Consider the following 25936-nt stretch of genomic DNA (forward strand, 5'->3'; position numbering starts at 1 on the left):
ACATGTCCAATACCCTGTTCAGCCTGGCCTTTGGTGTCGGCTCCCAGAACCGCCAGGGCGCCTGGCTGGAAGTGTTCTACGCACAACCGCTGCTCAACCCGAGCGCCGAGCTGGTTGCCGCTGTGGCCCCTGTTCTCGGTTACGAAGGTGGCAACCAGGCCATCGCCTTCAGCAACGGCCAGGCCTTGAAACTGGCCGAAGCCCTGAAAGGCGTGGATGCTGCCCAGGCCGCCCTGCTGACCCGCCTGGCCGAAAGCCACAAGCCGCTGGTCGCCACCCTGCTCGCCGAAGACGCTGCCCTGACCTCCACCCCGGAGGCCTACCTCAAGCTGCACCTGCTGTCGCACCGTCTGGTCAAGCCACACGGCCTGAGCCTGGCTGGCATCTTCCCGCTGCTGCCGAACGTAGCCTGGACCAACCAGGGCGCGGTCGACCTGGCCGAACTGGCCGAGCTGCAACTGGAAGCGCGTCTGAAGGGCGAGCTGCTGGAAGTGTTCTCGGTGGACAAGTTCCCGAAGATGACCGACTACGTGGTCCCGGCCGGCGTGCGCATCGCCGATACCGCCCGTGTGCGCCTGGGCGCCTACATCGGCGAAGGCACCACCATCATGCACGAAGGCTTCGTCAACTTTAACGCTGGCACCGAAGGCCCGGGCATGATCGAAGGCCGCGTGTCCGCCGGCGTATTCGTTGGCAAAGGTTCCGACCTGGGCGGCGGTTGCTCGACCATGGGCACCTTGTCCGGTGGCGGCAACATCGTCATCAAGGTGGGTGAAGGCTGCCTGATCGGCGCCAACGCTGGTATCGGCATCCCGCTGGGCGACCGCAACACCGTTGAAGCCGGCCTGTACATCACCGCTGGCACCAAGGTGAACCTGCTGGACGAAAACAACGAGCTGGTCAAAGTGGTCAAGGCCCGCGACCTGGCCGGCCAGACCGACCTGCTGTTCCGCCGCAACTCGCTGAACGGCGCGGTAGAGTGCAAGACCCACAAGTCGGCCATCGAGCTGAACGAGGCCCTGCACGCTCACAACTGAGCATGCTCGGCGTTTGAAATGTTAAGATCGGGTCTGGCACCACGCCAGACCCGATTTTCATTCCAGGCCCCGTGAACATGTTCCAGCCCTCCCCCTGGCGTGCCGACTTCCCCGCCATCGCCGCCCTGCAACGGCAGCACCAGACCTATCTGGACAGCGCCGCTACCACCCAAAAGCCGCAAGCCCTGATCGATGCCTTGAGCCATTACTACGGCCATGGCGCGGCCAACGTACACCGTGCCCAGCACCTGCCCGGTGCACTGGCGACCCAGGCCTTCGAAACCAGCCGCGACAAGGTCGCCGCCTGGTTGAATGCTGCGGACTCACGGCAGATCGTGTTCACCCACGGTGCCACCTCGGCCTTGAACCTGCTGGCCTATGGCCTTGAGCACCGCTTCGAAGCCGGTGACGAAATTGCCATCAGCGCGCTGGAGCACCATGCCAACCTGCTGCCCTGGCAACAGCTGGCACGCCGGCGCAACCTGCGCCTGGTGATACTGCCGCTGGATGCATTTGGCCGCATCGACCTGAACCAGGCACTGCAACTGATAGGCCCGCGCACCCGGGTGCTCGCCGTCAGCCAGCTGTCCAACGTACTGGGTACATGGCAACCGCTGCCGGCCCTGCTTTCCCATGCCCGCGCACAAGGCGCGCTGACCGTGGTCGACGGTGCCCAGGGCGTGGTGCATGGTCGCCACGATGTGCAGCAACTGGGCTGCGACTTCTATGTGTTCTCCAGCCACAAGTTGTACGGCCCGGATGGGGTTGGCGTGCTGTACGGCCACACTAGGGCGCTGGAGCTGCTGCGCCATTGGCAGTTCGGTGGCGAGATGGTGCAACTGGCCGAGTACCAGAGCGCCAGCTTCCGCCCCGCACCGCTGGGGTTCGAGGCGGGTACGCCGCCAATCGCCGGGGTGATAGGCCTGGGGGCGACCCTGGATTATTTGGCCAGCCTCGACGCCCAGGCTGTCGAAGCCCACGAAACCAGCCTGCACCAGCATTTGCTGCGCGGCCTGGCTGACCGTGAGGGCGTGCGGGTATTGGGGGCACCGCAGACGGCGCTGGCCAGCTTCGTCATCGAGGGCGTGCACAACGCCGATATCGCCCACCTGCTCACCGAGCAAGGGATAGCCGTGCGTGCCGGACACCACTGCGCCATGCCGCTCTTGCAAGGGCTGGGACTGGAGGGCGCAATCCGCGTATCGCTGGGCTTGTACAACGACAGCGACGACTTGCAGCGCTTCTTCGCTGCGCTTGATCAGGGCCTGGAGTTGCTGCGATGAGCATGCCGGAACAGGCGCGCCAGGCGCTGGAAGCGTTTGAGCAAGGCAAGGGCTGGGAACAGCGCGCCCGGCTGCTGATGCAGTGGGGCGACCGCCTGGAACCACTGGCCGAGACTGACAAGACCGAAGCCAACCGGGTGCATGGCTGCGAAAGCCTGGTCTGGCTGGTGGCCGAACTCGTCGATGGGCAGTGGCGGTTCAAGGCCAGTAGCGATGCACGCTTGTTGCGCGGGCTGCTGGCGTTGTTGCTGGTGCGAGTGCAGGGTTTGACCAGTCAAGAGCTGGCCAGGCTTGATCTGCGCGAGTGGTTCACCCAACTGGGGCTAGAGCGCCAGCTCTCGCCGTCACGCAGCAATGGGCTGCATGCGGTGTTGCAGCGGATGGCAGAATTGGCGTCTACCCGCTAAATCCAGGGCATACGCTGCTCCCTGTAGGAGTGGCCTTGTGCCGCGAAAGGGCCGCCCAGCGGCCCCAGCAATCTTCGTGGAGAGGCTGAAATGGGGCCGCTACGCGCCCCTTTCGCGGCACAAGGCCGCTCCTACAAGGACCGAGTTGGCCTGTGAATGATTACTCAGGCTTGATACGTTCCGAAGGCCGCCGCGCACCTGCCACCAGCTTCTCGATCGCCTTGCTCGCCGCCACCATGCCAAAGGTCGCGGTCACCATCATCACCGCGCCAAAGCCACCCGAGCAGTCCAGCCTTACACCCTCACCCACGAAGCTCTTCTGCAGGCAAACGCTGCCATCGCCCTTGGGGTAACGCAGCTGTTCGCTGGAGAACACGCACGGCACACCATAGTTGCGGCTGACATTGCGCGAGAAGTTGTAATCGCGGCGCAGGGTGGAGCGCACCCGCGAGGCCAGCGGGTCGTTGAAGGTCTTGTTCAGGTCGGCGATCTGGATCTGTGTCGGGTCGATCTGACCACCAGCGCCACCTGTGGTCACGATGGCGATCTTGCGCCGCCGGCACCAGGCAATCAACGCAGCCTTGGCCATGACGCTGTCGATGCAGTCAATTACACAGTCAAGTTGCTCGTGGATGTGCTCGGCCATGGTTTCACGGGTGACGAAGTCGGCCACCGCATGCACCGTGCATGCCGGGTTGATCGCCCGCAGGCGCTCAGCCATGACCTCCACCTTGGGCCGCCCCACCTGCCCTTCCAGGGCATGGGCCTGGCGGTTGGTGTTGCTGACGCAGACGTCGTCCAGATCAAACAGGGAAATTTCACCCACGCCGCTGCGGGCCAGCGCTTCGGCCACCCATGAGCCAACCCCGCCAATACCGACCACGCCCACATGGGCCTGGCCCAGGCGTTGCAGCCCCTGGTCGCCATACAGCCGGGCAACGCCGGCGAAGCGTGGATCATCTGTGCTCATGTTCATACCCCAAAAAACCGGCGCGCATTATATGCCAGCGGGCCCATGGCCTGCATCGTTAGGAAAGACACTACCAACCCTGCTTTAATGTCCTATCACTTCGACACAAATGGACGACAATGTCTTCACGTAAATTCGGCCTGAACCTGGTTGTGGTGCTGGCCATCGCCGCGCTGTTCACCGGGTTCTGGGCACTGATCAACCGCCCGGTCTCCGCCCCCGCCTGGCCAGAGCAGATCTCTGGCTTTTCGTATTCGCCGTTCCGCCTGGGTGAAAGCCCGCAGAAGGGCCAGTACCCCACTGACGACGAGATGCGCCAGGACCTGGAGCAGTTGAGCAAACTGACCGACAGCATCCGTATCTATACGGTGGAGGGCACCCAGGCCGACATCCCGCGTCTGGCCGAGGAATTCGGCCTGCGCGTGACCCTGGGGATATGGATCAGCCCGGACCTGGAGCGCAACGAACGCGAAATCGCCACGGCCATCCAGTTGGCCAACACGTCGCGCAGCGTGGTGCGGGTAGTGGTCGGCAACGAGGCGCTGTTCCGGGAAGAAGTCACCCCGGAAAACCTGATCAAATACCTGGACCGGGTACGCGCAGCCGTCAAGGTACCGGTGACCACCAGTGAGCAATGGCACATCTGGAAGGAAAACCCGGAGATCGCCAAGCACGTCGACCTGATTGCCGCGCACATCCTGCCCTACTGGGAATTCGTGCCGATGAAGGATTCGGTCGAGTTCGTGCTCGACCGCGCCCGTGAGCTGAAGCACCAGTTCCCGCGCAAACCGCTGCTGCTGTCGGAGGTCGGCTGGCCGAGCAACGGTCGCATGCGCGGGGGTGCCGATGCCAGCCAGGCCGACCAGGCCATCTACCTGCGCACCTTGGTCAACACCCTCAACCGCCGTGGCTACAACTACTTCGTCATCGAAGCCTATGACCAGCCGTGGAAGGCCAGCGACGAAGGCTCGGTGGGCGCCTACTGGGGCGTGTACAACGCCGAGCGCCAGCAAAAATTCAACTTCGACGGCCCCGTGGTGGCGATCCCGCAGTGGCGTGCCCTGGCGGTAGCGTCGGTGGTGCTGGCGATGATTGCGCTGATGGTGCTGTTCATCGACGGCTCGGCGCTGCGCCAGCGCGGCCGCACATTCCTCACCTTCATCACCTTCCTGTGCGGGTCGGTGCTGGTGTGGATTGCCTATGACTACAGCCAGCAATACAGCACCTGGTTCAGCCTCACCGTGGGCGTGCTGCTTGCCCTTGGCGCGCTGGGCGTGTTCATCGTGCTGCTGACCGAGGCCCATGAACTGGCCGAGGCAGTATGGATACACAAGCGCCGACGCGAGTTCCTGCCGGTGCAGGCCGACAGCGCCTACCGGCCCAAGGTGTCGGTGCATGTGCCGTGCTACAACGAGCCACCCGAGATGGTAAAGCAGACCCTCGACGCCCTGGCCGCGCTGGACTACCCCGACTACGAAGTGCTGGTGATCGACAACAACACCAAGGACCCGGCCGTATGGGAGCCGCTGAAGGCCCACTGCGAGAAGCTCGGCGAGCGCTTCAAGTTCTTCCACGTCGCGCCACTGGCCGGCTTCAAGGGCGGCGCGCTGAACTACTTGCTCCCGCATACGGCCAAGGACGCCGAGGTGATCGCAGTGATCGACTCGGACTACTGCGTCGACCGCAACTGGCTCAAGCACATGGTGCCGCATTTCGCCGACCCGAAAATTGCCGTGGTGCAGTCGCCGCAGGACTATCGCGACCAGCACGAAAGCGCCTTCAAGAAGCTGTGCTACAGCGAGTACAAGGGCTTCTTCCACATCGGCATGGTCACCCGCAACGACCGTGACGCCATCATCCAGCACGGCACCATGACCATGACCCGGCGCACGGTACTGGAAGAGCTGGGCTGGGCCGAATGGTGCATCTGCGAGGACGCCGAGCTGGGCCTGCGCGTGTTCGAGAAGGGCCTGTCGGCCGCCTACGCCCACAACAGCTACGGCAAGGGCCTGATGCCCGACACCTTCATCGACTTCAAGAAGCAGCGCTTCCGCTGGGCCTACGGCGCCATCCAGATCATCAAGCACCACGCCAGTGCACTGCTGCGCGGCAAGGGCAGCGAGCTGACCCGCGGCCAGCGCTACCACTTCCTGGCCGGCTGGCTGCCGTGGGTCGCCGACGGCATGAACATCTTCTTCACCATAGGCGCGCTGCTGTGGTCGGCGGCGATGATCATCGTGCCGCACCGGGTCGACCCGCCGCTGATGATCTTCGCCATCCCGCCGCTGGCGTTGTTCTTCTTCAAGGTCGGCAAGATCATCTTCCTTTACCGCCGCGCAGTGGGGGTCAACCTCAAGGACGCCTTTGCCGCAGCCCTGGCCGGGCTGGCGCTGTCGCATACCATTGCCAAGGCGGTGCTGTACGGTTTCTTCACCAGCAGCATGCCGTTCTTCCGCACGCCAAAGAATGCCGACAGCCATGGGCTGCTGGTGGCACTTTCCGAAGCGCGGGAAGAGCTGTTCATCATGTTGCTGCTGTGGGGCGCGGCGCTGGGTATCTACCTGGTGCAGGGGCTACCGAGTTCGGACATGCGCTTCTGGGTGGCGATGCTGCTGGTGCAGTCGTTGCCTTATGTGGCGGCGCTGGTGATGGCGTTGCTGTCTTCGCTGCCCAAGCCAGTGGAGAAGGCTGCCGAGCCGCAACAGGCTTGAGATTGCCGGGGCTGCTTTGCAGCCCTTTCGCGGCACAAGGCCGCTCCTACAGGGGACCGCGGCAGCCAGATTACCCGCGATCGCTTGTGGGAGCGGCCTTGCGTCGCGACAGGGCCGCAAAGCGGCCCCATTGGCCCTTCGGTTTGATATAAGATAACGCCCCTCAGATTTCCCCGCCTTGCCTTGCCCCGGAGTCCCCCATGACGGCCCCTGCCGAGCTCTCGCCTACCCTTCAACTGGCCTGCGACCTGATCCGTCGCCCCTCGGTCACCCCTGTCGACGCCGACTGCCAGGCGCAGATGATGAAACGCCTGGGCGCCGTGGGCTTCGAGCTCGAGCCGATGCGCATTGAAGACGTAGACAACTTCTGGGCCACCCACGGCAGCCAGGACGGCCCGGTGCTGTGCTTTGCCGGCCACACCGACGTGGTGCCCACCGGCCCGGTGCAGCAATGGCAGCACGAACCGTTCGAAGCGCTGATCGACGCTGACGGCATGCTCTGCGGCCGCGGCGCCGCCGACATGAAAGGCAGCCTGGCCTCCATGGTGATCGCCAGCGAGCGCTTCGTGCACGACTACCCGAACCACCGCGGCAAGGTCGCCTTCCTGATCACCAGCGACGAGGAAGGCCCGGCCCACCACGGCACCAAGGCAGTGGTCGAGCGCCTGAAAGCACGCAACGAACGCCTGGACTGGTGCATCGTCGGCGAACCCTCCAGCACCACCCTGCTGGGTGACGTGGTCAAGAACGGCCGCCGTGGCTCGCTGGGTGCCAAGCTGACCGTGCGCGGCAAGCAGGGCCACGTGGCCTACCCGCACCTGGCACGTAACCCGATCCACCTGGCCGCCCCGGCCTTGGCGGAACTGGCAGCCGAGCACTGGGACGAAGGCAACGCGTTCTTCCCGCCGACCAGCTTCCAGATCTCCAACCTCAATTCCGGCACCGGCGCCACCAACGTGGTACCGGGCGACCTGACCGCGCTGTTCAACTTCCGCTTCTCCACCGAGTCGACTGTCGAAGGCCTGCAGGCGCGGGTGTCGGCGATTCTCGACAAGCATGAACTGGACTGGTCGATCGACTGGGCGCTTTCTGGCCTGCCGTTCCTCACCGAACCTGGTGAACTGCTCGACGCCGTGGCACACAGCATCAAGGGCGTCACCGGCCGCGATACCCAGCCATCCACCAGCGGCGGCACCTCCGATGGCCGTTTCATCGCCACCATGGGCACCCAGGTGGTCGAGCTTGGCCCGGTCAACGCCACCATTCACCAGGTGGACGAGCGGATCCTGGCCAGCGACCTCGACCTGCTGACCGAAATCTACTATCAGACTCTGGTTCGGTTGCTCGCCTGATGCTCGCCTGCCCCCTTTGCCAGGCGCCGCTGAGCCGGCTCGACAACAGTGTGGTGTGCCCGGCCGGCCACCGCTTCGACCGCGCCCGCCAGGGTTACCTGAACCTGCTGCCGGTGCAGCACAAGAACAGCCGCGACCCAGGTGACAACCAGGCCATGGTCGAGGCCCGCCGCGACTTCCTCGACGCTGGGCACTACGCCCCGGTAGCCCGCCGCCTGGCCGAGCTGGCCGCCGAGCGCCAGCCCGGCGCCTGGCTGGACATCGGCTGCGGCGAGGGTTACTACACCGCGCTGCTGGCCCAGGCCCTGCCGGCTGCCGACGGCTACGCTTTGGACATCTCCCGCGAGGCGGTCAAGCGTGCCTGCCGCCGCGCGCCCCAGGTTACCTGGATGGTCGCCAGCATGGCCCGCGTGCCGCTGGCCGACGCCAGCTGCCAGTTCATCGCCAGCGTGTTCAGCCCGCTGGACTGGGCCGAGGCCAAGCGCCTGCTCAGCCCCGGCGGTGGCCTGATGCGGGTGGGCCCGACCAGCGGCCACCTGATGGAGTTGCGCGAGGTGCTGTACGATGAAGTACGCCCTTACGCCGACGACAAGCACCTGGCCCTCGTCCCCGAAGGCATGGCCCACGCCCACAGCGAAACGCTCGAGTTCCGCCTGAGCCTGGCCGTGCCCAAGGCACGCGCCGACCTGCTGGCGATGACCCCGCACGGGTGGCGCGCCAGCGCCGAAAAACGAGCCAGGGTGATCGACCAGCCCGAGCCGTTCGAGGTCACGGTTTCAATGCGTTATGACTATTTCGTGCGCCAAGACTGAGCACACCCGGAGCCCTTATGCGCCAACCCGATATCGAGATCTACCTGAAGGACGCCGACGTCGACCACAAGCAGATTGCCGAGTGGCTCGCCCAGGCGATTGGCCCGTGCAGCGAATGGCAGCAGAAAGGCCAGACGTTCAAATGCAAGGCCGGTAACATTCCAGTCACCTGGCTACCCAAGGCTGTAGGGAAATGGAACAGCCTGTACCTGGAAAGCGATCAGACGCCATGGGCGGATGATATCGCCTGCGCCCGCGCTGCATTCGCCGCACTGGGTGTGGAAGTGCGCTGCGCGCCGGGTGGCTGGGTCGAGGAAGACGGGGAAGAAGATGCCGACCGCTGGGTCCGCATCAGCGCCGACGGTGAAGAGGAAATCACCTGGCGCACTTCTTGAGCTACAAGCTTTGATCTGCAAGCGCCAAGACGGATCGCATCAGGCTGCAAGTACACGGTCACTTGCAGCTTGAGGCTTACAGCTTGAGGCTCAGAGCCCTACTACGTCCTCGGCTTGCAGGCCTTTCTGGCCCTGCACGCAGGAGTACTCAACCCGCTGCCCCTCGACCAGGGAACGATGCCCCTCACCGCGGATCGCCCGATAATGGACGAACACATCCGCACCACCTTCGCGCTGAATGAAGCCAAAGCCTTTGGCATCGTTGAACCACTTTACATTCCCAGTCTCACGAGACGACATCTGAACTACTCCGGATTTTTATTGTGAAGATCGCCTTGTAGGCATGAGCTCACGGCCCCGTGCCAACGCCGCTTGCTGAAATATCCTGCAAGTGGCAGGCCGAGTATATGACACAGAACAAAAAAAATTGATGACGGTCCCGCCGTTGGCCGTTTTTTGCTGAACTTACGCCGATACGGCAGACTAAATAGCTGGATACTCACCTGAAAATCACACCCAGGGCACTCACCCCATGACCCGTTCCCCCCTGCACCGCCTGATCTTCGGCGGCCTGCGTCGCCTGTTGTACCTGTGGGTGCGCTCCGAGACCATCAACCAGTCTTCCATGTCCCTCAACCTCGACCGCAGTCGGCCGGTGTTCTATGCGCTGCCCTCGCCCGCGCTCACCGACCTGGCCGTGCTCGACCACGAGTGCACCAAGGCGGGGCTGCCGCGCCCGGTGCTGCCGGTGGCTGTCGGCCCGCTGCAGGAGCCGGCCGGGTTCTTCTACCTGACCCCCGACCCGGACTGGCTTGGCCGCCAGGACAAAAGCGGCGCCCCGCCCACGCTTGAGCGCCTGGTGGCTGCCGTCAGCCAGCATGCCGAAGAAGATGCGCAGATCATCCCGGTCAGCGTGTTCTGGGGCCAGACGCCGGCCAGTGAGTCCAGCCCATGGAAGCTGCTGTTCGCCGACAGCTGGGCGGTGACCGGGCGTTTGCGCCGGCTGCTGACCGTGCTGATCCTGGGGCGCAAGACCCGGGTGCAGTTCTCCGCGCCCATCCACCTGCGCGAACTGGTGCAGCACAACAAGGGCCACGAGCGCACCGTGCGCATGGCCCAGCGCCTGATGCGCGTGCATTTTCGCAACCTCAAGACCGCCGTCATCGGCCCGGATATCTCGCACCGGCGCAACCTGGTCAAAGGCCTGATCCATGCCCCGCAGGTGCGCCAGGCCATCGCCGACGAGGCCCAACGCGAGAACCTGCCGCTGGCCAAGGCCGAAGCACAGGCACTGCGTTATGGCAACGAGATCGCCTCGGACTACACCTACACGGTCATCCGCTTTCTCGAAGTGGTGCTCAGCTGGTTCTGGAACAAGATCTACGACGGCATCAAGGTCAACCATATCGAACAGGTTCAGGGCATAGCACCCGGCCACGAAGTGATCTACGTGCCGTGCCACCGCAGCCACATCGATTACCTGCTGCTGTCGTACCTGCTGTTCCGCAACGGCCTTACCCCACCGCACGTGGCCGCAGGCATCAACCTCAACATGCCGGTGGTGGGTAACCTGCTGCGCCGTGGCGGCGCCTTCTTCATGCGCCGCACGTTCAAGGGCAACCCGCTGTACACCGCCGTGTTCAACGAGTACCTGCATACCCTGTACACCAAAGGTTTTCCGGTCGAGTACTTCGTCGAAGGTGGCCGCTCGCGTACCGGGCGCATGCTGCAGCCGCGTACCGGGATGCTGGCCATTACCCTGCGCAGCTTCCTGCGCTCGTCACGCACGCCGGTCGTGTTCGTGCCGGTGTACATCGGCTACGAGCGCGTGCTCGAAGGCCGCACCTACCTGGGCGAGTTGCGCGGTGCCAGCAAAAAGAAGGAGTCGGTGTTCGACATCTTCAAGGTGTTTGGCGCGCTCAGGCAGCGCTTTGGCCAGGTCTACGTCAACTTCGGTGAACCGATCCGTCTCGCCGGTTTCCTCGATGAGCAACACCCCGGCTGGCGTGAACAGGATCACGGCCCGCAGTACCGCCCGGCCTGGCTCAACGCCGCCACTACCCGCCTGGGCGAAACCGTGGCCCGTCACCTCAACGAGGCGGCCGCCATCAACCCGGTCAACCTAGTGGCCCTGGCGCTGCTGTCCACCAGCCGCCTGGCCCTGGACGAACGCGCCCTGACCCGCGTGCTCGACCTTTACCTGGCCTTGTTGCACCAGGTGCCCTACTCGCCGCACACCACCCTGCCCGACGGCGACGGCCAGGCACTGATCGAACACGTGCGCAGCATGAACCTGGTGGCCGAGCAGAAGGACGCCCTGGGCCGCATCCTCTACCTGGATGAGGGCAATGCGGTACTGATGACCTATTACCGCAACAACGTGCTGCACATTTTCGCCCTGCCGGCGCTGCTGGCCAGCTTCTTCCTCAGCAGCTCGCGCATGAGCCGCGAACTGCTGGGCCAGTATGTGCACGCGTTGTACCCATACCTGCAGGCCGAACTGTTCCTGCGCTGGACGCCAGAGCAACTGGACGAGGTGATCGACCAATGGCTGGCCGCGCTGGTCGAGCAAGGCCTGCTGCGCCAGGAGAACGACGTGTACGTACGCCCGGCGCCCAGCTCGCGGCAGTTCGTGCTGCTGACCCTGCTCGCCCGCACCATCACCCAGACCCTGCAGCGCTTCTACATGGCCACCTCGCTGCTGCTCAACAGCGGGCAAAACACACTCAGCGCCGAAGCGCTGGAAGACCTCTGCGTGATGATGGCCCAGCGCCTGTCGATCCTGCATGGCCTGAATGCACCTGAGTTCTTCGACAAGACGCTGTTCCGCCACTTCATCCAGACCCTGCTCCAGCAAGGCGTGGTGCATGCAGACGGGCAAGGCAAGCTGGGTTATCACGACAAGCTCGCCGAGCTGGCCGAGGGCGTGGCCAAGCGTGTGCTGTCGGCCGAGCTGCGCCTGTCGATCCGCCAGGTGGCCCTGCACCGTGACGATGGCCTGGAAACTTCGACCCTCTAACGGTTCATCTACCGGGAAAATCCGCTAAAGTCCCTGGGGTTGGCCACAAGCCAGCTCCAAGGACCTATGGAGATTCCATGAAAAAGCTCTTTATGCTGTGTTGCGCATCCCTGCTCGCAGCCTGTTCCAGCCAAAGCCCATCCACCCAGGCCAGCCTGGACGGCGAAGTCTTCTACCTGCAGCGTATCGCCCTGCCGCCTGCGGCTACCTTGAGCGTGGAGCTGCAGGATGTTTCGCTGATGGACGCCCCTGCCGTGACCCTCGCCCGCCAGGCCGGCCCGGTCAAAGGCAATGTGCCGCTGCCGTTCCACCTCAGCTACGACCCAGCCCAGGTCAAAGCCGGCCACCGCTATGCGGTGAGTGCGCGCATCGAGCTGGATGGCAAGCTGTTGTTCATCAACACCGAACACCATGGTGTCATGCTCGACGGCAGTGACCCGAAAACTGTACGCATCAAGGTCGACCAGGTTCGCTGACACCCGTATTCATCTGTTTACAAGGAAAGCTTCATGATCCGCACTTCCCTGCGTTTTTCCACCCTGTGCGCCGGCCTGCTGCTGTCGGCCAGCGCACTGGCCCTGTCGCTGGGCGACCTGAGCCAGAAAGACGCCACTGGCGGCCTGAAAGATACCCTGACCCAGGGTGCGCAGCTGGCCGTCAAGCAGTTGAGCACCCCGGGCGGTTTCAGCAATAACCCCGACGTGCGCATCGAGTTGCCGGGCAACCTGGGCAAAGCGGCCAAGGCCATGAAGATGTTCGGCAAAGGTGCACAGGTCGATGCCCTTGAAGCCAGCATGAACAAGGCCGCCGAAGCCGCCGTGCCGCAGGCCCAGGCGATTCTGGTCGATGCCGTGAAGAACATGAGCGTGACCGATGCCAAAGGCATCCTCAGCGGCGGTGACGACTCGGCCACGCAGTACCTGAACAAGAGCAGCCGCGAGCAGATCCGCGCCAAGTTCCTGCCAATCGTCAAGCAAGCCACCGACAAGGTCGGCCTGGCCCAGCAGTACAACAACTTCGCCGGGCAGGCGGTGGCACTGGGTGTGGTCGACGCCAAGAGCGCCAGCATCGAGAACTACGTGACCGAGAAGGCGCTGGACGGCCTGTTCGAGATGATTGGCAAGCAGGAGCAGAGCATTCGCCAGAACCCGGCGCAGGCCGCTACCAGCCTGGCCAAGAAGGTCTTCGGCGCCCTCTGATCCGCAACGGCCGCAGTACCCTTGTACGAACAGCCTTGTGCTGCGAAGAGGCCGGGACAGCAAGATGAATTTTCATTTGCTGCACCGGCCTCTTCGCAGCGCAAGGCTGTTCGTACAGGGGCGGTGAGGTCAGTCAGGTTTTCTTCACCCTGAACCACGCCGCATACAACGCCGGCAGGAACAACAGGGTCAACGCCGTGGCCACGATCAGGCCACCCATGATCGCCACCGCCATCGGCCCGTAGAACACGCTACGCGACAACGGGATCATCGCCAGCACCGCCGCCAGCGCAGTCAGCACGATTGGCCGGAAGCGCCGCACTGTGGCTTCGATGATCGCCTGCCAACGCTCCATCCCTGCCGCAATGTCCTGCTCGATCTGGTCCACCAGAATCACCGAGTTGCGCATGATCATGCCCGCCAGGGCAATGGTGCCCAGCATGGCGACAAAACCGAACGGCTGGCGGAACACCAGCAGGAACAGGGTCACGCCAATCAGCCCCAGCGGTGCGGTGAGGAACACCATTACCGTGCGCGAGAAGCTGCGCAGCTGGATCATCAGCAGGCTCAGCACCACTACCACGAACAGCGGCATGCCGGCGTTCACCGACTTCTGCCCACGCTCGGAGTCTTCAACCGTGCCGCCCACTTCCAGCAGGTAGCCGTCCGGCAGCTTGGCGCGTATCGCCTGCAGGGTCGGCTCGATCTGTTTCACCAGCGTGGCCGGTTGCTCCTTGTCGTAGATATCGGCGCGCACGGTCACCGTGGGCAGGCGGTTGCGGTGCCAGATGATGCCTTCCTCGAAGCCGTACTCCAGGGTCGCTACCTGCGACAGCGCCACGCTCTGGCCATTGTCGGTCGGCAACGCCAGGCTGCCGAGGTTACCCAGGTCACCGCGCTCCTGCTGGGTGCCGCGCAGCAGGATCTCGATCAGCTCGTTGTCCTCGCGGTACTGGCTGACCGTGGTGCCGGTCAACGAGCTTTGCAGGAAGCTGGCCAGGTGCGCGGTGCTCACGCCCAGGGCGCGGGCGCGGTCCTGGTCGATTTCGAGGAACACGGCCTTGCTGGGTTCTTCCCAGTCCAGGTGCACGTTCACCACATGCGGGTTCTCGCGCACCTTGTCGGCCACTTCGCGGGCCAGCGCACGGGCCTTCTCGATATGCTCGCCGGTGACCCGGAACTGCACCGGGTAGCCCACGGGCGGGCCGTTTTCCAGGCGCGTGACCCGGGCACGCAGGTCGGGGAATTGCTGGTCCACGGTGCTGATCAGCCAGCTGCGCAAGCGCTCGCGGTCCTCCATCGACTTGGCCAGCACCACGAACTGGGCAAAGCTGGCTGCAGGCAGTTGCTGGTCCAGCGGCAGGTAGAAGCGCGGCGAGCCGGTGCCCACGTAGGCCACGTAGTTATCGATGCCGTCCTGCTGCTTGAGCAGTGCCTCCAATTGCTTGACCCGCTCGGCGGTATTGGCCAGCGAGGCGCCTTCGGCCAGCTTCAGGTCAACCATCAGCTCCGGGCGCCCGGAGGCCGGGAAGAACTGCTGGGGCACGAAGCGGAACAGCAGGATACTGCCGACAAAGGCCGCGATGGTCAGCAGGATCACCGTCTTGCGCCGCCGCACGCACCACTCCACCACCCGCCGCACACGCTGGTAGAACGGCGTGGCGTAAGGGTCTGGCGCGTGGCCGTCCTTGCCATGACGCGCAGCGTGCAGCTTGGCCAGGTCTGGCAGCAGGCGCTCGCCCAGGTACGGCACAAACACCACCGCCGCCACCCACGAGGTCAACAGGGCGATGGTCACCACCTGGAAAATCGAGCGGGTGTATTCGCCAGTGCTGGAAGCAGCAGTGGCGATGGGCAAGAAGCCTGCCGCAGTGATCAGGGTACCGGTCAGCATTGGGAAGGCAGTGCTGCTCCAGGCATAGCTGGCTGCCTTGAGCCGGTCGTAACCCTGCTCCATCTTGATCGCCATCATTTCCACGGCAATGATCGCGTCGTCCACCAGCAAGCCCAGCGCCAGCACCAGCGCGCCGAGGGAAATCTTGTGCAGGCCGATGCCGAAATAGTGCATGGCGGCGAAGGTCATGGCCAGTACCAGGGGGATGGCCAGCGCCACCACCAGGCCGGTGCGCAGGCCCAGCGAGAAGAAGCTCACCAGCAGCACGATGACCAGCGCCTCCACCAGCACCTGGACAAATTCGCCCACACCGGCCTTGACCGCCGCAGGTTGGTCCGAGACCTTGCGCAACTCCATGCCGGCCGGCAGGTTGCGCGCCACGCGCTCGAATTCGCCTTCCAGGGCCTTGCCCAGTACCAGGATGTCGCCGCCGTCCTTCATCGACACGGCCAGGCCAATGGCATCCTCGCCCATGAAGCGCATACGTGGCGCGGGTGGGTCATTGAAGCCACGGTGCACTTCGGCCACATCGCCGATGCGGAACGTGCGGTCACCTACGCGGATGGGAAACTGGCGAATCTGCTCGACGCTGTCGAAGCGCCCGCTCACCCGCAGTTGCAGGCGCTCGCTGGGCGTCTCGAAGAAGCCGGCGGTGCTCACCGCGTTCTGCTCCTGCAGGGCCTGCTGCACAGCCTCCAGGGGTACGCCGAGGGTGGCCAGCTTGAGGTTGGACAGCTCGATCCAGATTTTCTCGTCCTGCAGGCCCACCAGCTCGACCTTGCCCACATCCTTGACCCGCTGCAGCTGGATCTGGATGCGGTCTGCATAATCCTTGAGCACCGCGTAGTCGAAGCCCTTACCGGTCAGCGCATAGATATTACCGAAGGTGGTGCCGAACTCATCGTTGAAGAACGGGCCCTGGATCTCCGGTGGCAGGGTGTGGCGAATGTCCGCGACCTTCTTGCGGATCTGGTACCACAACTCGGGGATGTCCTTGGAATGCAGCGAGTCGCGGGCCATGAAGGTGACTTGCGATTCGCCGGGGCGCGAGAACGAGACAATCTTCTCGTACTCGCCGGTTTCCATCAGCTTCTTCTCGATACGTTCGGTGACCTGGCGCGACACTTCCTCGGCGCTGGCGCCCGGCCACAGGGTACGAATGACCATGGCCTTGAAGGTGAATGGCGGGTCCTCGCTCTGGCCGAGCTTGGTGTAGGACATGGCGCCAATGGCCGCCAGCAGGATCATCAGGAACAGGACGATCTGGCGGTTGCGCAGCGCCCAGGCAGAAAGGTTGAAACCCATCGGGACTTACTCCTTGGCCGTCAGCTTCACAACACGGTTGCTGCGGTCCACAGGGCGTATTTCCTGGCCCTCACGCAGTACATGGCCACCGGCGGCGACCACCCAGTCGCCGGGGGCAAGGCCCTCGAGCACTGGCACGCTGTCGCTGCCGTACGCCCCCAGGCGCACCACGGCCCGCTCGAGGCGGCTGTCCTTGTTGACCCGCCACACATAGGCCTGGCCGTTTTCCGCAGTAACCGCTGACAGCGGCACTGCCAACGGGATCAGCCCCTCGTGAGCGATGAACACCCGGGCACTCTGGCCCAGTTCCGCCGGCGTGGCAGTCGAGGTAAAGGCGATGCGCGCAGCGAAGGTGCGCGAGCGTGGGTCGGCGGCTGGCGACAATTCGCGGATGCGCCCCTGGAAGCGCTCTTGCGGGTGCGACCAAAGCTCCACGCTCACCGGTTGGCCCACCGCAAAGCGGGCAAACTGCTGCTCCGGCAGGCCGATCACCACTTCGCGCTCGCCATCGGCGGCCAGGGTGAACACGGTTTGCCCGGCGGCAACCACCTGGCCCACTTCGACCTGACGCTTGGCAACCACCCCGGCCTGCGGCGCGCGCAGCACGGCATATTCGGCCTGGTTGCCAGCCACGTCGAACTCGGCCTTGGCCTGTTTCAGCCGGGCAAGGCCGGCGCGGTACAGGTTTTCGGCATTGTCGAACTGGGAATGGCTGACCATCTGCCGGTCCAGCAGCTTCTGGTAGCGGTCACGCTCGGCGCGCACCAGCGCCAGGTTGGCCTCGGCAGCCGCCATCTGGGCGCGGTTGGCTTCCAGTTGCAGGCGGACGTCCTGCGGGTCCAGCTCAGCCAGCGGCTGGTCGGCCTTGACCCGCTGCCCCTCCTCCACCAGGCGCTTGGTGACCTTGCCGCCAATGCGGAAGGCCAGGTCCGGCTCGAAGCGCGCACGTACTTCGCCGGGGTAACTGTCGGCAGCCGCTTCGGCCGGCTGCGGCTGCACCACCAGCGCCGGACGCGGCGCGGCAGGCGGGGTGGCTTCCTGACCGCATGCCGTCAGTAGCAACGCGGCAACGGCGGGCAAGGCGATGGACAAGGCATGGCGCAACATGATGAATCCTTTCGCGGAGGGCACTTCGAATATTTGTACTGGAAAGTATATTAAATCAGGCCGCCGGTGCCGGGAAGGGTTTGCTGTGGTTTTTCAGGGGTACGGCTGGAGTCTTTTGGCGCCTGAGAGATCGAGCGCCGCCCGCGCGGCGCATCGCGAGCTGCGCTCGCTCCTACCTTTGTTTCGGGCCAGTTAGTCCTGTTGTATTTATGCGCGAACGCTTTGGAGTTTGGCTGGATATCCCGTCGCACTAACAAGGCGGTCGCGCGCGCCTGTCACAGGCGCTACTGGCCCGAAACAAACGTAGGAGCGAGCGCAGCTCGCGATGCGCCGCGCGGGCGGCGCTCGATCTCACAGGCGCCAAAAATCCCCCCCCTGTTCGCTCGCCGCGACGACACCGGCCCCGACTATTTCAGAGTGTTTCGTGCTGGCGGCTGGGGTCGCATTCGGTCTTGTCGGCGCCGAGTTGCTGCAGCTCGGGTACCAGCAGCTCGACCCACCTGCGCCGCCTGGCGGATGGCCGCGTCACCATTGCCGCCCAGCACATCGTAGATGCCGATCACCTCGGCAATGGAGATGCCGTCTAACCTGCCGCGCTCCAGCAGCTTGGCCAGGTTATGTTGCACGAAAACAAACAGCACTGATGCCTGAGCAAAGACATCACTGTCGAGCAACTGTCCGCTGGCAGACAGCAGGCAATGTGACCTGGTTTTAGCCGGATCGCGCCCGACCCGTTAAGATGGTGATCCTTCAACAAGATGCAGACCACAATGCCCAACGACGCACCCATCGGCCCAGGCCGGCCAAAGGACCTGGTCAAGCGCGAGGCGATTCTCGAAGCGGCCAAGGCCCTGTTCCTCAGCCTTGGTTACGCCAACACCAGCATGGATGCGGTCGCTGCGGCGGCAGGTGTTTCAAAACTCACCGTGTACAGCCACTTCACCGACAAGCAGACCCTGTTCTGTTCGGCAGTCATGGCCACCTGCCAGATCCAGCTACCTGACCTGCTGTTCGAGTATCCCGAGGGGGCACCGGTGGAGGAGGTACTGTTGACCATTGCCCGTGGCTTCCAGGCACTGATCAGCAGCGACGAAGCGGTCAAGCTCAGCCGCCTGATCATGGCCCAGGGCAGCCTGGACCCAAGCTTTGGCGAATACTTCTACGAAGCCGGGCCCAAGCGCGTGCTGGCGGGGATGGAAGCGCTGCTGCGCGGCGCGGATGAGCGCGGGCTGTTGCGCATCGACAACCCGCTGCGTGCGGCGGAGCACTTCTTCTGCCTGGTCAAGGGGGCACCGGATTACCGCTTGCTGCTGGGGTGCGCGGGGCCGCTGGAGGGCGACGAGGCCGAGGCGCATGTGCGCGAAGTGGTGGGGGTATTCTTGCGAGCGTACCAACCCTGAAAGCATCTTCTGGCACACGCGGTCACTTTGTAGGCGCGCGTATGCCATTGACCGCGCCCCCACCGGCGTACTACCTGACATTTTTGCCAGTATCCGACCAGGCATCCTCTTGACACACTCTCATGTAGCCCCCCATGAGCGCACCACCATGTCCACGCAAACACTTAAACTCTTCTATAAGGTCAGCAAACTTTCGACAGTGCACTCAGGGAGTGCTCATTATTCAGTTGTCAGCGCAAATAACCAGAACCTGTGCGAAACGAACAGCCAATCCACGCAAACACAGCTTTTGGCCACCGATGCCCAAGCGTCAACAGTTACCGCCCATGCAGGAAGCCAAACGGACATTGCCTACAGCCCTTATGGCGATGATAGTTTACCGGCCGCTCACCAGATACTGTCTCGCTTTACCGGGCAAACTTGGCTACCCCCTGCCATAGGCTACTTGCTGGGTAATGGTCACCGTCTGTTCAATCCAGGGCTGATGCGCTTTCTCAGTCCGGACAGTTTGTCGCCGTTCGCAAGAGGTGGCCTTAACACCTATGCTTATTGCGGCAACGACCCCATCAACAGGGTGGACCCTACCGGCAGATTTTTCCGAGGGCTGTTCAAACGGTTTAATCAGGGCTATTCGTACCAAAAACTGGCTCCACGCCTGAATGAAGCGAGCCCTAACCTATCTAAAAATGAATACAATGCGCTGTCAAATTCTATCAAGAAGCGCCAACTCCGAGCTGAGAGTAAGCTAGACGGCGGACTTACTAATGGCCTTCCCCGTACAACAGAACACGCATTCGATGAAATAAACAAGCTTGATCAGCAACGCGCAAGACTGGGCCTTTTGTCACGGGACAAAAACGGGCGTTTTAATTATGACACTACCCACCTTACGCGAGAACTGCATGGGCACATTCCAGTCCATGCCGGTCCTACCAGTAATCTAGCTAAAAAAATACTTAGCAGCCCTACAACCATTGACCCTTCCATTCCGGAAGATCAGGTAGACCAAGAGCTGCTAGAACGTCTGAGACGCCTGCGTCAGGATTAGGCCTTCAACGCCTTCTTCGGATATATGTCATACCGGCTCGACTTGCCCTCCAGGCTATGGCTCGGCTTCGGCCCCTCGATAATCGGCGCCTTGCGCGGGCGCTTCACCACCACCCGGTGGCTGGCCAGCGCAAGGGCCGCTTCGAGCAGGGCCGGAGCATCCAGGTCGTCCCCCACCAAGGGCCGGAACACGCGCATTTCCTTTTTCACCAGGGCGCTCTTGTCGCGGTGCGGGAACATCGGGTCGAGGTAGATCACCTGCGGCGCTTCGCCTTCCCAGGCGCGCATGCGCTCGATGGCGTTGCCGGTCAGCAGGCGCATGCGCCCGACGATCGGGCCCACCTCGTCATCCGAGCGCGCCCGCGCCAGGCCATCTTCCAGCAGCGCGGCAATCAGCGGCTGGCGCTCGATCAGGGTCATCTGGCAGCCCAGGCTGGCCAGCACAAACGCATCCTTGCCAAGGCCTGCCGTGGCATCCAGCACTTGTGGCCGCACACCTTGGGCAATGCCCACGGCCTTGGCGATCATCTGCCCGTTGCCACCACCAAACTGGCGCCGGTGCGCGGCCTGGCCTTCGACAAAGTCCACCCGCACCGGCCCTGGTGCCTGCGGCCCAAGCTGCTGGATCTGCAAACCCTCGGCGCCCACCTGCACGGCGAAGCCGGCGCTCTCGTCCTGTAGCGGCAGGCTTAGGCGTTCAGCCCACACCTTGGCCTGCTCCGCATACTCAGCCGACATCGCCTCGACCCTGATACCCGTGCCTTGCTCTTCCATCGTCCACACCTAAAAAATCAAACCAAGCCTTAATGAATCAGCAGCCACGGCCGATACAGGCAATATCCCGCTATTCTGCCAGAGCACAACGCGCGCGACTGCCATGTCAGATACTCTTCCTATCGGCTTGACCTATTTGTCGCCTGTCGGCAACTACAGTCAGCACAACACCCAGGCACTCGGGGGCGTCAGCCACCTGTGGCAGGATTTCTTTGCCCGGGCCATGGCCGAGCAGCAGGAAGAGCCCGTAGACAGCGTCAGCCAGTCGTTCGTGCAGTACGACCACGACAGCGGCGAACCCATAGGCGGCGCCCGTGCGCTGGCCCTGATCGACGCCCAGCGCGCCTGCCCGGTGCTGGACACCGAGGTAACACCGCCCGAGCCGCTGTTCTTGCCCAAGGCAGAGCTTGAAGCCAGCCTGCTGCCGCCTGCGCCTGAGCCGTTCAGTGCCATGGAACTGATTGAACAGCAGCGCCAGCTCGACACCAGCAACAGCTGGATGCGCCCGGTGGTGATGAGCCAGGGCCATCCGATTGCCGAGCCCGGCCCGGGCCCTGCCCCGCGGTCCTTGTTCCTGCCCATTGCCGAGTTCGAGACCAACCTGCTGGACCCGGCACCCGAACCGTTCGACGACGCCACCCTGGCCAAACAACAAAACGACCTGGAGTTCGACATCCACTGGGCGCGCCCGGTGGTGCTGAACAACGTGCGCGTTCACGCCTGAAGCTAACGGCAGATCTGCCAGCGCCCCATGTCCAGGTGGAAGTGATTGTGGTGCGCGGCGTTGTAATCCGGCCCCAGTACCGTGCTGAAGCTCTCGCAAGCCGCCTGCTGCACCTGCCGCAAGAACTCTGCCTTCTGCCCACCCGCCTGCCAGTCGCGCGCCAGCACGATGCGCTGACCGTCCTGTAGGCGAAAGCCGCTGATGTCCAGCGCATTTGCCGTAGCGTGCTGGCTCAGGCGACCCTGCTTGCGGTGGTAGACATTGCGGCAGGCAAAGCTGCCCAGGTGATCGACCTGGGTCACTGGTTGGCCCAGCACACGCTGCGCCACCGGCTGCAAGCCATGGTTCTCGAACAGCGCGTAGGCCACCGCCAGCGGGCAACTGGCCAGGAAGCTGCTGCTTAGCCGCGCCTGACCGCCCTCGATACGCCACACGTTCTGCAATGGGCAGTTGGCCGAGGCCGGGCTGTCGGCTTGCGCCTGGTAGCGCAGCTGGCTGGTTTCCAGTGCCTGCCGGCACAAGGCCGGGTCATCGCGCAGGCGTGAAAGCTTGTACGGCGTCAGCAGGTTGGGCGGCTGGCGCACGTCCAGCGGCGCCCAGGGGTTCCACACGGCAGGCAGGCGCCAGCCGAAGTGCCAGGCCAGGCCGACCAGCACCAATAGGCCGGCCAGCAGCGCCAGCATTGCCCGCATCAGCGGCGGAACAGGTCGTTGAGCTGGGCAAACGACAGTGCCTGCTCACCGTAGCCGAACGTACCCTCGTTGCGAATTTCCAGCGCGGCACGGTGGAAGGCCCCCAGCGCAGCACGGGCCAGCGACGAGCCGACGCTGATGCGCCGCACGCCCAGGTCCTGCAACTGGTTCACGCTCAGCGGCACACCCGCCATGCCCATCAGTACATTCACCGGCCGCGGGGCGACCGCCTGTACCACCGCACGGACTTCTTCGACGGTGCGCAGCCCGGGGGCATAGAGCACATCGGCGCCGGCCTCGGCATAGGCTTGCAGGCGCAGGATGGTGTCGTCGAGGTCCATGCGGCCATGCAGCAGGTTTTCTGCCCGGGCGCACAGGGTGAAAGGGAATGGCAGGCTACGCGCAGCCTGCACGGCGGCGCGTACGCGCTCCACGGCCAGTCCCAGGTCATAGATGGGCGCATCACTGCGGCCACTGGCATCTTCGATGGAACCACCTACCAGGCCGATTTCGGCCGCACGCAAGATGGTCTGGGCACAATCTTCAGGCATGTCGCCGAAGCCGTTCTCAAGGTCCGCGGCCACTGGCAACGCAGTGGCATCGACGATCTCGCCGGCATTGTCCAGGGTATCGTCCAGGCTCAAGGCGCCTTCGGCGTCTGGCCGGCCCAGGCTGAACGCCAGGCCGGCACTGGTGGTGGCCAGCGCCTCGAAACCCAGGCTGGCAAGCAGCTTGGCGGAGCCGGCATCCCACGGGTTGGGGATGACGAACGCGCCTTCATGCTCGTGTAAAGCCTTGAAGGCTTCGGCTCGCAGGGTTTGCACATCCATGGTTCAACCTCCGGCAGTCAGGGAAAGGTCAGAGTAAGCCCAGTTGTTCGACCTCGGGCGCGCGCGGCAATTCCGGCAAAGGTGCAAGACCTGGCAGGCGTGCCATCAGGCGTTGATGGAAATGCTGGGCCAACGCCGCAGCCAGGCGATTGTCCGAGGTGTGCAGGAATATGTAGGGGTTGCGGCCTTCTTCGATCCAGTCGGCGACTTTCTCTACCCAGGGGCTGAGGAAGGAGTGATTGGCCTCCAGCTCCGGGTGGCCGATGAAGCGCACCTGTGGGTGCTGGCTGAAGGCCGCCGGGCGGGGCGGCACCTTGGGCTTCTTCGACTGCGCATGCAGCACGGCAGGGTCGCGCGAGGTGCAGCTAAACAACGCACGCGGGTCCAGGCAGATGCGCTCCACGCCACGTTCGTGCAGAAGGCGGTTGAGCAGGCGTTCTTCTTCACCCTTGGCGAAGAAGGCCTGGTTGCGCACTTCCACGGCCACCGGCAAGCCGATTTCGTCGAGGAAGTGGCAAAGCTCGCCCAGGCGCCCCGGGCCGAACTGGGCCGGCAACTGCAGCCAGTACGGCGAAACGCGCTTGCCCAGCGGTGCCATCAGCCGCGTGAAGTCGAAGGCAGGCTCCAGTTGATCACGCAGGTCACCCTCGTGGCTGATGTCCCGGGGAAACTTGGCGGTGAAACGGAAGTGCCCGGGCATCACCTGCGCCCAGCGGGCAATGGTGCCGGGGGCGGGGCGTGCATAGAAGGTGGTATTGCCCTCGACGGCGTTGAACACCTGGCTGTAGAGGCCAAGCATTTCGTTGCTGGTGGCGTCGGCGGGATAGAGGTAGTCGCGCCAGGCGTTTTCGCTCCAGGACGGGCAACCGAGAAAGTAAGGCAGTGGTGGTGGACTCATCCACTAAATGTACAGGTCGAGCCCCAGTACTTCCATGTCCCAGTCGGTGAAACCGGCGGTGCTCAGGTAGCTGGCCAAGGCAGTGGCGGTGCGCCGGTCACGGGCGCGGGGGAAGACCATGTCTTGCTGGCGGGCTGGCAGGCCACCGCTGCGGCGGCGGGCGGTGGCATCCACGGGGGCGCCCTGGCTGTCATCTATCAGCTCGGCATCATCGATGGCCTCGTCACGCGCCGGTGCCTTGCGCGGGGTGCGCTTGACCGGGTAGGACTGCGATGAGAAACCGTCGATACGCATGGCATGAGCACTCAGGACCAATGATGGCAATTTAGCAGCATCAGGGTTCCGTCGCTAATGCTTGACTGATAACTGGACCACAGATCGCGCAAAAGGTTTTAGAGTGATCGGCGATAACCGACGAACAGCACTCAGTGCTTCTTGGGCGTAGCTACATTATCGCGCAGATAGACCGGTTGCGCCTGCTCGGCAACGATTGCCTCATCACGAGCCCAGGCGAAGGTAGCCAGGCTGAGAATGTCCAGCGCATTGGGCAAGGCGCCAGGGTTGCTGGCCGCCACCTGTATCGCCAGGCGCTCGGCATAGCCCCATCCGGTACCGGCACCGAACCACTCGCCACTGCTGCCCGCCGGCAGCGCTACCTGTTCGGGCGGCAACACCGCCTCGCGGCCGACCAGGCGCATTTCGCCGGCCGTGGCCTGGTAGCAGCCCCAGTACACTTCATCCATGCGCGCATCGATGGCAGCCGCCACCTGCTGCACGCCCTGCTCGCGCAAGGCACCCTGGGCCAGCGCGGCCAGGTTGGACACCGGCAGCACCGGGCGCTCCAGCGCGAAGGCCAGGCCCTGGACCACACCAATGGCAATGCGCACGCCGGTGAAGGCGCCCGGGCCACGGCCAAAGGCGATGGCATCCAGTGCATTCAGCGCAACGCCGGATTCGGCCAGCAACTGCTTGATCATCGGCAGCAGCTTCTGCGCGTGCTGACGCGGGATCACCTCGTAATGGCTGGTTACCTTGCCGTCATGCAGCAGCGCGACGGAACAGGCTTCGGTGGCGGTATCCAGGGCCAGCAGGGTGGTCATCGAACGGGTATCCAGGTGCGAATGAAAAGAGCGGCAGTATAGAGCAGCAGCGGCGTTGTGTCCCGAAGGGGCGCTGTGCGGCCTTTGCAGGTGGCCTGGCGCGGTCCCTGTAGGAGCGCCAGGCCGTGGATCGCAGGCCGGAAACGACAACGGCCCGCTAGCGGGCCGTTGTCGGGGGGCGTCAGGCGCTGATCAGCTCAGGGCTGCCAGGACCTTGGCAGTGATGGCGTCGACCGAACCGACACCTTCAATGTGGCTGTACTTCGGCTTGCCGGCATTGGCGGCCGACAGCTTCTGGTAGAACTCCACCAGCGGCTTGGTCTGGGTGTGGTAGACCGACAGGCGATGACGAACGGTTTCTTCCTTGTCGTCGTCGCGCTGGATCAGGTCTTCACCAGTGACGTCGTCCTTGCCTTCCACTTTCGGCGGGTTGAACTGAATGTGGTAGGTACGGCCCGAGGCCAGGTGTACGCGGCGGCCAGCCATGCGGCCGACGATTTCTTCGTCGTCCACGGCGATTTCGACCACGGCGTCGATGTCGACACCGGCAGAGACCATGGCTTCGGCCTGCGGGATGGTGCGTGGGAAGCCGTCGAACAGGCAGCCGTTGGCGCAATCAGGCTGGGCGATGCGCTCCTTGACCAGGCTGATGATGAGCTCGTCGGAGACCAGCTGGCCGGCATCCATGACTTTCTTCAGTTCCAGGCCCAGCGGGGTGCCGGCCTTGACGGCGGCACGCAGCATGTCGCCGGTGGAGATCTGTGGAATACCGAACTTTTCGGTGATGAACTTTGCCTGAGTACCTTTACCGGCCCCGGGAGCTCCCAGCAGAATTACGCGCATCTTGTGCTCCTCAAATTTTTTTATGAAATTCAATGGATTCGGCAACCAGGGCCAAGTCCGGAAAATCGGGTATGACCATAAAACGGTCAGAAGGCTGCTCAAGATACACAGCGCCCGGCAGCCATACAAGCGTCCCA

At 63.8% G+C, this 25936-nt stretch carries 24 protein-coding genes and 1 pseudogene; 13 read left to right on the top strand and 12 right to left on the bottom strand.

Annotated elements, in window-relative coordinates:
- The first annotated feature begins 2 nt into the window (after window positions 1–2).
- The 3 genes from dapD to ACN6NG_RS23520 all read left to right on the top strand — a co-directional run bounded on the left by dapD (window position 3) and on the right by ACN6NG_RS23520 (window position 2727).
- Complete coding sequence (dapD, locus tag ACN6NG_RS23510) at window positions 3–1037, top strand: 2,3,4,5-tetrahydropyridine-2,6-dicarboxylate N-succinyltransferase (protein ID WP_016485200.1); 1035 nt, start codon at window positions 3–5, stop codon at window positions 1035–1037.
- Window positions 1038–1114: 77 nt separating this feature from the next.
- Window positions 1115–2320 (top strand): cysteine desulfurase, encoded by a 1206-nt coding sequence (locus ACN6NG_RS23515; protein ID WP_258911999.1) that lies wholly within the window; start codon window positions 1115–1117, stop codon window positions 2318–2320.
- Window positions 2317–2727 carry a SufE family protein gene (locus tag ACN6NG_RS23520; RefSeq protein WP_059394610.1) on the top strand — a complete coding sequence of 137 codons (411 nt, stop codon included), beginning with the start codon at window positions 2317–2319 and terminating at the stop codon, window positions 2725–2727. The genes ACN6NG_RS23515 and ACN6NG_RS23520 overlap by 4 nt, the downstream gene beginning before the upstream one ends.
- Before the next feature lie 160 nt (window positions 2728–2887).
- Here the strand turns inward: ACN6NG_RS23520 and tcdA are convergent, their stop codons facing one another.
- A complete protein-coding gene (gene tcdA, locus ACN6NG_RS23525; RefSeq protein WP_169725100.1) occupies window positions 2888–3697 on the bottom strand; it encodes a tRNA cyclic N6-threonylcarbamoyladenosine(37) synthase TcdA in 810 nt (269 codons plus the stop codon).
- A 119-nt stretch (window positions 3698–3816) separates the two neighbouring features.
- Between tcdA and ACN6NG_RS23530 the strand changes: the two genes are divergently transcribed.
- The 4 genes from ACN6NG_RS23530 (at window position 3817) to ACN6NG_RS23545 (ending at window position 8967) form a co-directional block, all read left to right on the top strand.
- Window positions 3817–6408, top strand: coding sequence for a glycosyltransferase (locus tag ACN6NG_RS23530; protein WP_016501175.1), 2592 nt, complete (start codon window positions 3817–3819; stop codon window positions 6406–6408).
- A 200-nt stretch (window positions 6409–6608) separates the two neighbouring features.
- Window positions 6609–7760, top strand: coding sequence for a succinyl-diaminopimelate desuccinylase (gene dapE / locus ACN6NG_RS23535; protein ID WP_086978742.1), 1152 nt, complete (start codon window positions 6609–6611; stop codon window positions 7758–7760).
- Window positions 7760–8572: a putative RNA methyltransferase gene (locus tag ACN6NG_RS23540; RefSeq protein ID WP_063426565.1), complete on the top strand. Its 813-nt coding sequence runs from the start codon at window positions 7760–7762 to the stop codon at window positions 8570–8572. The genes dapE and ACN6NG_RS23540 overlap by 1 nt, the downstream gene beginning before the upstream one ends.
- A gap of 17 nt (window positions 8573–8589) precedes the next feature.
- Entirely contained in the window at window positions 8590–8967 is a 378-nt protein-coding gene (locus ACN6NG_RS23545) for a hypothetical protein (RefSeq protein ID WP_016501178.1), read from the top strand.
- A 90-nt stretch (window positions 8968–9057) separates the two neighbouring features.
- On the opposite strand, the gene ACN6NG_RS23550 is transcribed toward ACN6NG_RS23545, so the two are convergent.
- Window positions 9058–9267, bottom strand: coding sequence for a cold-shock protein (locus tag ACN6NG_RS23550; protein ID WP_016501179.1), 210 nt, complete (start codon window positions 9265–9267; stop codon window positions 9058–9060).
- 232 nt (window positions 9268–9499) lie between these two features.
- On the opposite strand from ACN6NG_RS23550, the gene plsB reads away from it, so the two are divergent.
- The 3 genes from plsB to ACN6NG_RS23565 all read left to right on the top strand — a co-directional run bounded on the left by plsB (window position 9500) and on the right by ACN6NG_RS23565 (window position 13185).
- Window positions 9500–11986, top strand: a complete 2487-nt coding sequence (gene plsB, locus ACN6NG_RS23555) for a glycerol-3-phosphate 1-O-acyltransferase PlsB (protein ID WP_474316496.1) — start codon at window positions 9500–9502, stop codon at window positions 11984–11986.
- A 77-nt stretch (window positions 11987–12063) separates the two neighbouring features.
- Window positions 12064–12462, top strand: coding sequence for a YbaY family lipoprotein (locus ACN6NG_RS23560; RefSeq protein WP_474316499.1), 399 nt, complete (start codon window positions 12064–12066; stop codon window positions 12460–12462).
- Window positions 12463–12495: 33 nt separating this feature from the next.
- Window positions 12496–13185, top strand: coding sequence for a DUF4197 domain-containing protein (locus ACN6NG_RS23565; protein WP_016501182.1), 690 nt, complete (start codon window positions 12496–12498; stop codon window positions 13183–13185).
- 133 nt (window positions 13186–13318) lie between these two features.
- Here the strand turns inward: ACN6NG_RS23565 and ACN6NG_RS23570 are convergent, their stop codons facing one another.
- From ACN6NG_RS23570 to ACN6NG_RS23580, 3 genes and pseudogenes are all read right to left on the bottom strand, one after another.
- Window positions 13319–16384, bottom strand: coding sequence for an efflux RND transporter permease subunit (locus ACN6NG_RS23570; protein ID WP_063426559.1), 3066 nt, complete (start codon window positions 16382–16384; stop codon window positions 13319–13321).
- 6 nt (window positions 16385–16390) lie between these two features.
- Entirely contained in the window at window positions 16391–17491 is a 1101-nt protein-coding gene (locus ACN6NG_RS23575; RefSeq protein ID WP_043202647.1) for an efflux RND transporter periplasmic adaptor subunit, read from the bottom strand.
- Window positions 17492–17988: 497 nt separating this feature from the next.
- Window positions 17989–18108, bottom strand: a pseudogene (locus tag ACN6NG_RS23580) (hypothetical protein); the annotation flags it as partial.
- 141 nt (window positions 18109–18249) lie between these two features.
- Here ACN6NG_RS23580 and ACN6NG_RS23585 point away from each other — a divergent pair.
- Window positions 18250–18891, top strand: coding sequence for a TetR/AcrR family transcriptional regulator (locus ACN6NG_RS23585; RefSeq protein ID WP_353455745.1), 642 nt, complete (start codon window positions 18250–18252; stop codon window positions 18889–18891).
- Window positions 18892–19039: 148 nt separating this feature from the next.
- Window positions 19040–19939, top strand: coding sequence for an RHS repeat-associated core domain-containing protein (locus tag ACN6NG_RS23590; RefSeq protein ID WP_353455746.1), 900 nt, complete (start codon window positions 19040–19042; stop codon window positions 19937–19939).
- Here ACN6NG_RS23590 and ACN6NG_RS23595 read toward each other — a convergent pair.
- Window positions 19936–20712: a class I SAM-dependent methyltransferase gene (locus tag ACN6NG_RS23595; protein ID WP_353455747.1), complete on the bottom strand. Its 777-nt coding sequence runs from the start codon at window positions 20710–20712 to the stop codon at window positions 19936–19938. The two genes, ACN6NG_RS23590 and ACN6NG_RS23595, sit on opposite strands and share 4 nt — an antisense overlap.
- Before the next feature lie 103 nt (window positions 20713–20815).
- Here ACN6NG_RS23595 and ACN6NG_RS23600 point away from each other — a divergent pair, with 103 nt between their 5' ends.
- Window positions 20816–21436 carry a hypothetical protein gene (locus tag ACN6NG_RS23600; protein ID WP_063426551.1) on the top strand — a complete coding sequence of 207 codons (621 nt, stop codon included), beginning with the start codon at window positions 20816–20818 and terminating at the stop codon, window positions 21434–21436.
- Between the two features lie 2 nt (window positions 21437–21438).
- Here the strand turns inward: ACN6NG_RS23600 and ACN6NG_RS23605 are convergent, their stop codons facing one another.
- The 6 genes from ACN6NG_RS23605 to adk all read right to left on the bottom strand — a co-directional run bounded on the left by ACN6NG_RS23605 (window position 21439) and on the right by adk (window position 25799).
- Entirely contained in the window at window positions 21439–22128 is a 690-nt protein-coding gene (locus ACN6NG_RS23605; RefSeq protein ID WP_353455748.1) for an extensin-like domain-containing protein, read from the bottom strand.
- Window positions 22128–22958 (bottom strand): isocitrate lyase/PEP mutase family protein, encoded by an 831-nt coding sequence (locus ACN6NG_RS23610; protein WP_474316505.1) that lies wholly within the window; start codon window positions 22956–22958, stop codon window positions 22128–22130. The genes ACN6NG_RS23605 and ACN6NG_RS23610 overlap by 1 nt, the downstream gene beginning before the upstream one ends.
- 28 nt (window positions 22959–22986) lie before the next feature.
- Window positions 22987–23856 (bottom strand): DUF72 domain-containing protein, encoded by an 870-nt coding sequence (locus tag ACN6NG_RS23615; protein ID WP_474316507.1) that lies wholly within the window; start codon window positions 23854–23856, stop codon window positions 22987–22989.
- A gap of 3 nt (window positions 23857–23859) precedes the next feature.
- Window positions 23860–24150, bottom strand: a complete 291-nt coding sequence (locus ACN6NG_RS23620) for a hypothetical protein (RefSeq protein WP_132843717.1) — start codon at window positions 24148–24150, stop codon at window positions 23860–23862.
- A gap of 131 nt (window positions 24151–24281) precedes the next feature.
- Window positions 24282–24956, bottom strand: coding sequence for a tRNA (adenosine(37)-N6)-threonylcarbamoyltransferase complex dimerization subunit type 1 TsaB (gene tsaB / locus ACN6NG_RS23625; protein WP_474316509.1), 675 nt, complete (start codon window positions 24954–24956; stop codon window positions 24282–24284).
- Between the two features lie 192 nt (window positions 24957–25148).
- Entirely contained in the window at window positions 25149–25799 is a 651-nt protein-coding gene (gene adk, locus ACN6NG_RS23630; protein ID WP_474316512.1) for an adenylate kinase, read from the bottom strand.
- Between the last annotated feature and the right edge of the window lie 137 nt (window positions 25800–25936).

It is taken from the genome of Pseudomonas sp. TSO6, from assembly GCF_056098905.1.

Excerpts from the sequence above, each read along its gene's own strand:
- dapD (WP_016485200.1), top strand. The coding sequence starts at position 3 with ATGTCCAATACCCTGTTCAGCCTGGCCTTTGGTGTCGGCTCCCAGAAC.
- ACN6NG_RS23515 (WP_258911999.1), top strand. The coding sequence starts at position 1,115 with ATGTTCCAGCCCTCCCCCTGGCGTGCCGACTTCCCCGCCATCGCCGCC.
- ACN6NG_RS23520 (WP_059394610.1), top strand. The coding sequence starts at position 2,317 with ATGAGCATGCCGGAACAGGCGCGCCAGGCGCTGGAAGCGTTTGAGCAA.
- tcdA (WP_169725100.1), bottom strand. The coding sequence starts at position 3,697 with ATGAGCACAGATGATCCACGCTTCGCCGGCGTTGCCCGGCTGTATGGC.
- ACN6NG_RS23530 (WP_016501175.1), top strand. The coding sequence starts at position 3,817 with ATGTCTTCACGTAAATTCGGCCTGAACCTGGTTGTGGTGCTGGCCATC.
- dapE (WP_086978742.1), top strand. The coding sequence starts at position 6,609 with ATGACGGCCCCTGCCGAGCTCTCGCCTACCCTTCAACTGGCCTGCGAC.
- ACN6NG_RS23540 (WP_063426565.1), top strand. The coding sequence starts at position 7,760 with ATGCTCGCCTGCCCCCTTTGCCAGGCGCCGCTGAGCCGGCTCGACAAC.
- ACN6NG_RS23545 (WP_016501178.1), top strand. The coding sequence starts at position 8,590 with ATGCGCCAACCCGATATCGAGATCTACCTGAAGGACGCCGACGTCGAC.
- ACN6NG_RS23550 (WP_016501179.1), bottom strand. The coding sequence starts at position 9,267 with ATGTCGTCTCGTGAGACTGGGAATGTAAAGTGGTTCAACGATGCCAAA.
- plsB (WP_474316496.1), top strand. The coding sequence starts at position 9,500 with ATGACCCGTTCCCCCCTGCACCGCCTGATCTTCGGCGGCCTGCGTCGC.
- ACN6NG_RS23560 (WP_474316499.1), top strand. The coding sequence starts at position 12,064 with ATGAAAAAGCTCTTTATGCTGTGTTGCGCATCCCTGCTCGCAGCCTGT.
- ACN6NG_RS23565 (WP_016501182.1), top strand. The coding sequence starts at position 12,496 with ATGATCCGCACTTCCCTGCGTTTTTCCACCCTGTGCGCCGGCCTGCTG.
- ACN6NG_RS23570 (WP_063426559.1), bottom strand. The coding sequence starts at position 16,384 with ATGGGTTTCAACCTTTCTGCCTGGGCGCTGCGCAACCGCCAGATCGTC.
- ACN6NG_RS23575 (WP_043202647.1), bottom strand. The coding sequence starts at position 17,491 with ATGTTGCGCCATGCCTTGTCCATCGCCTTGCCCGCCGTTGCCGCGTTG.
- ACN6NG_RS23585 (WP_353455745.1), top strand. The coding sequence starts at position 18,250 with ATGCAGACCACAATGCCCAACGACGCACCCATCGGCCCAGGCCGGCCA.
- ACN6NG_RS23590 (WP_353455746.1), top strand. The coding sequence starts at position 19,040 with ATGTCCACGCAAACACTTAAACTCTTCTATAAGGTCAGCAAACTTTCG.
- ACN6NG_RS23595 (WP_353455747.1), bottom strand. The coding sequence starts at position 20,712 with ATGGAAGAGCAAGGCACGGGTATCAGGGTCGAGGCGATGTCGGCTGAG.
- ACN6NG_RS23600 (WP_063426551.1), top strand. The coding sequence starts at position 20,816 with ATGTCAGATACTCTTCCTATCGGCTTGACCTATTTGTCGCCTGTCGGC.
- ACN6NG_RS23605 (WP_353455748.1), bottom strand. The coding sequence starts at position 22,128 with ATGCGGGCAATGCTGGCGCTGCTGGCCGGCCTATTGGTGCTGGTCGGC.
- ACN6NG_RS23610 (WP_474316505.1), bottom strand. The coding sequence starts at position 22,958 with ATGGATGTGCAAACCCTGCGAGCCGAAGCCTTCAAGGCTTTACACGAG.
- ACN6NG_RS23615 (WP_474316507.1), bottom strand. The coding sequence starts at position 23,856 with ATGAGTCCACCACCACTGCCTTACTTTCTCGGTTGCCCGTCCTGGAGC.
- ACN6NG_RS23620 (WP_132843717.1), bottom strand. The coding sequence starts at position 24,150 with ATGCGTATCGACGGTTTCTCATCGCAGTCCTACCCGGTCAAGCGCACC.
- tsaB (WP_474316509.1), bottom strand. The coding sequence starts at position 24,956 with ATGACCACCCTGCTGGCCCTGGATACCGCCACCGAAGCCTGTTCCGTC.
- adk (WP_474316512.1), bottom strand. The coding sequence starts at position 25,799 with ATGCGCGTAATTCTGCTGGGAGCTCCCGGGGCCGGTAAAGGTACTCAG.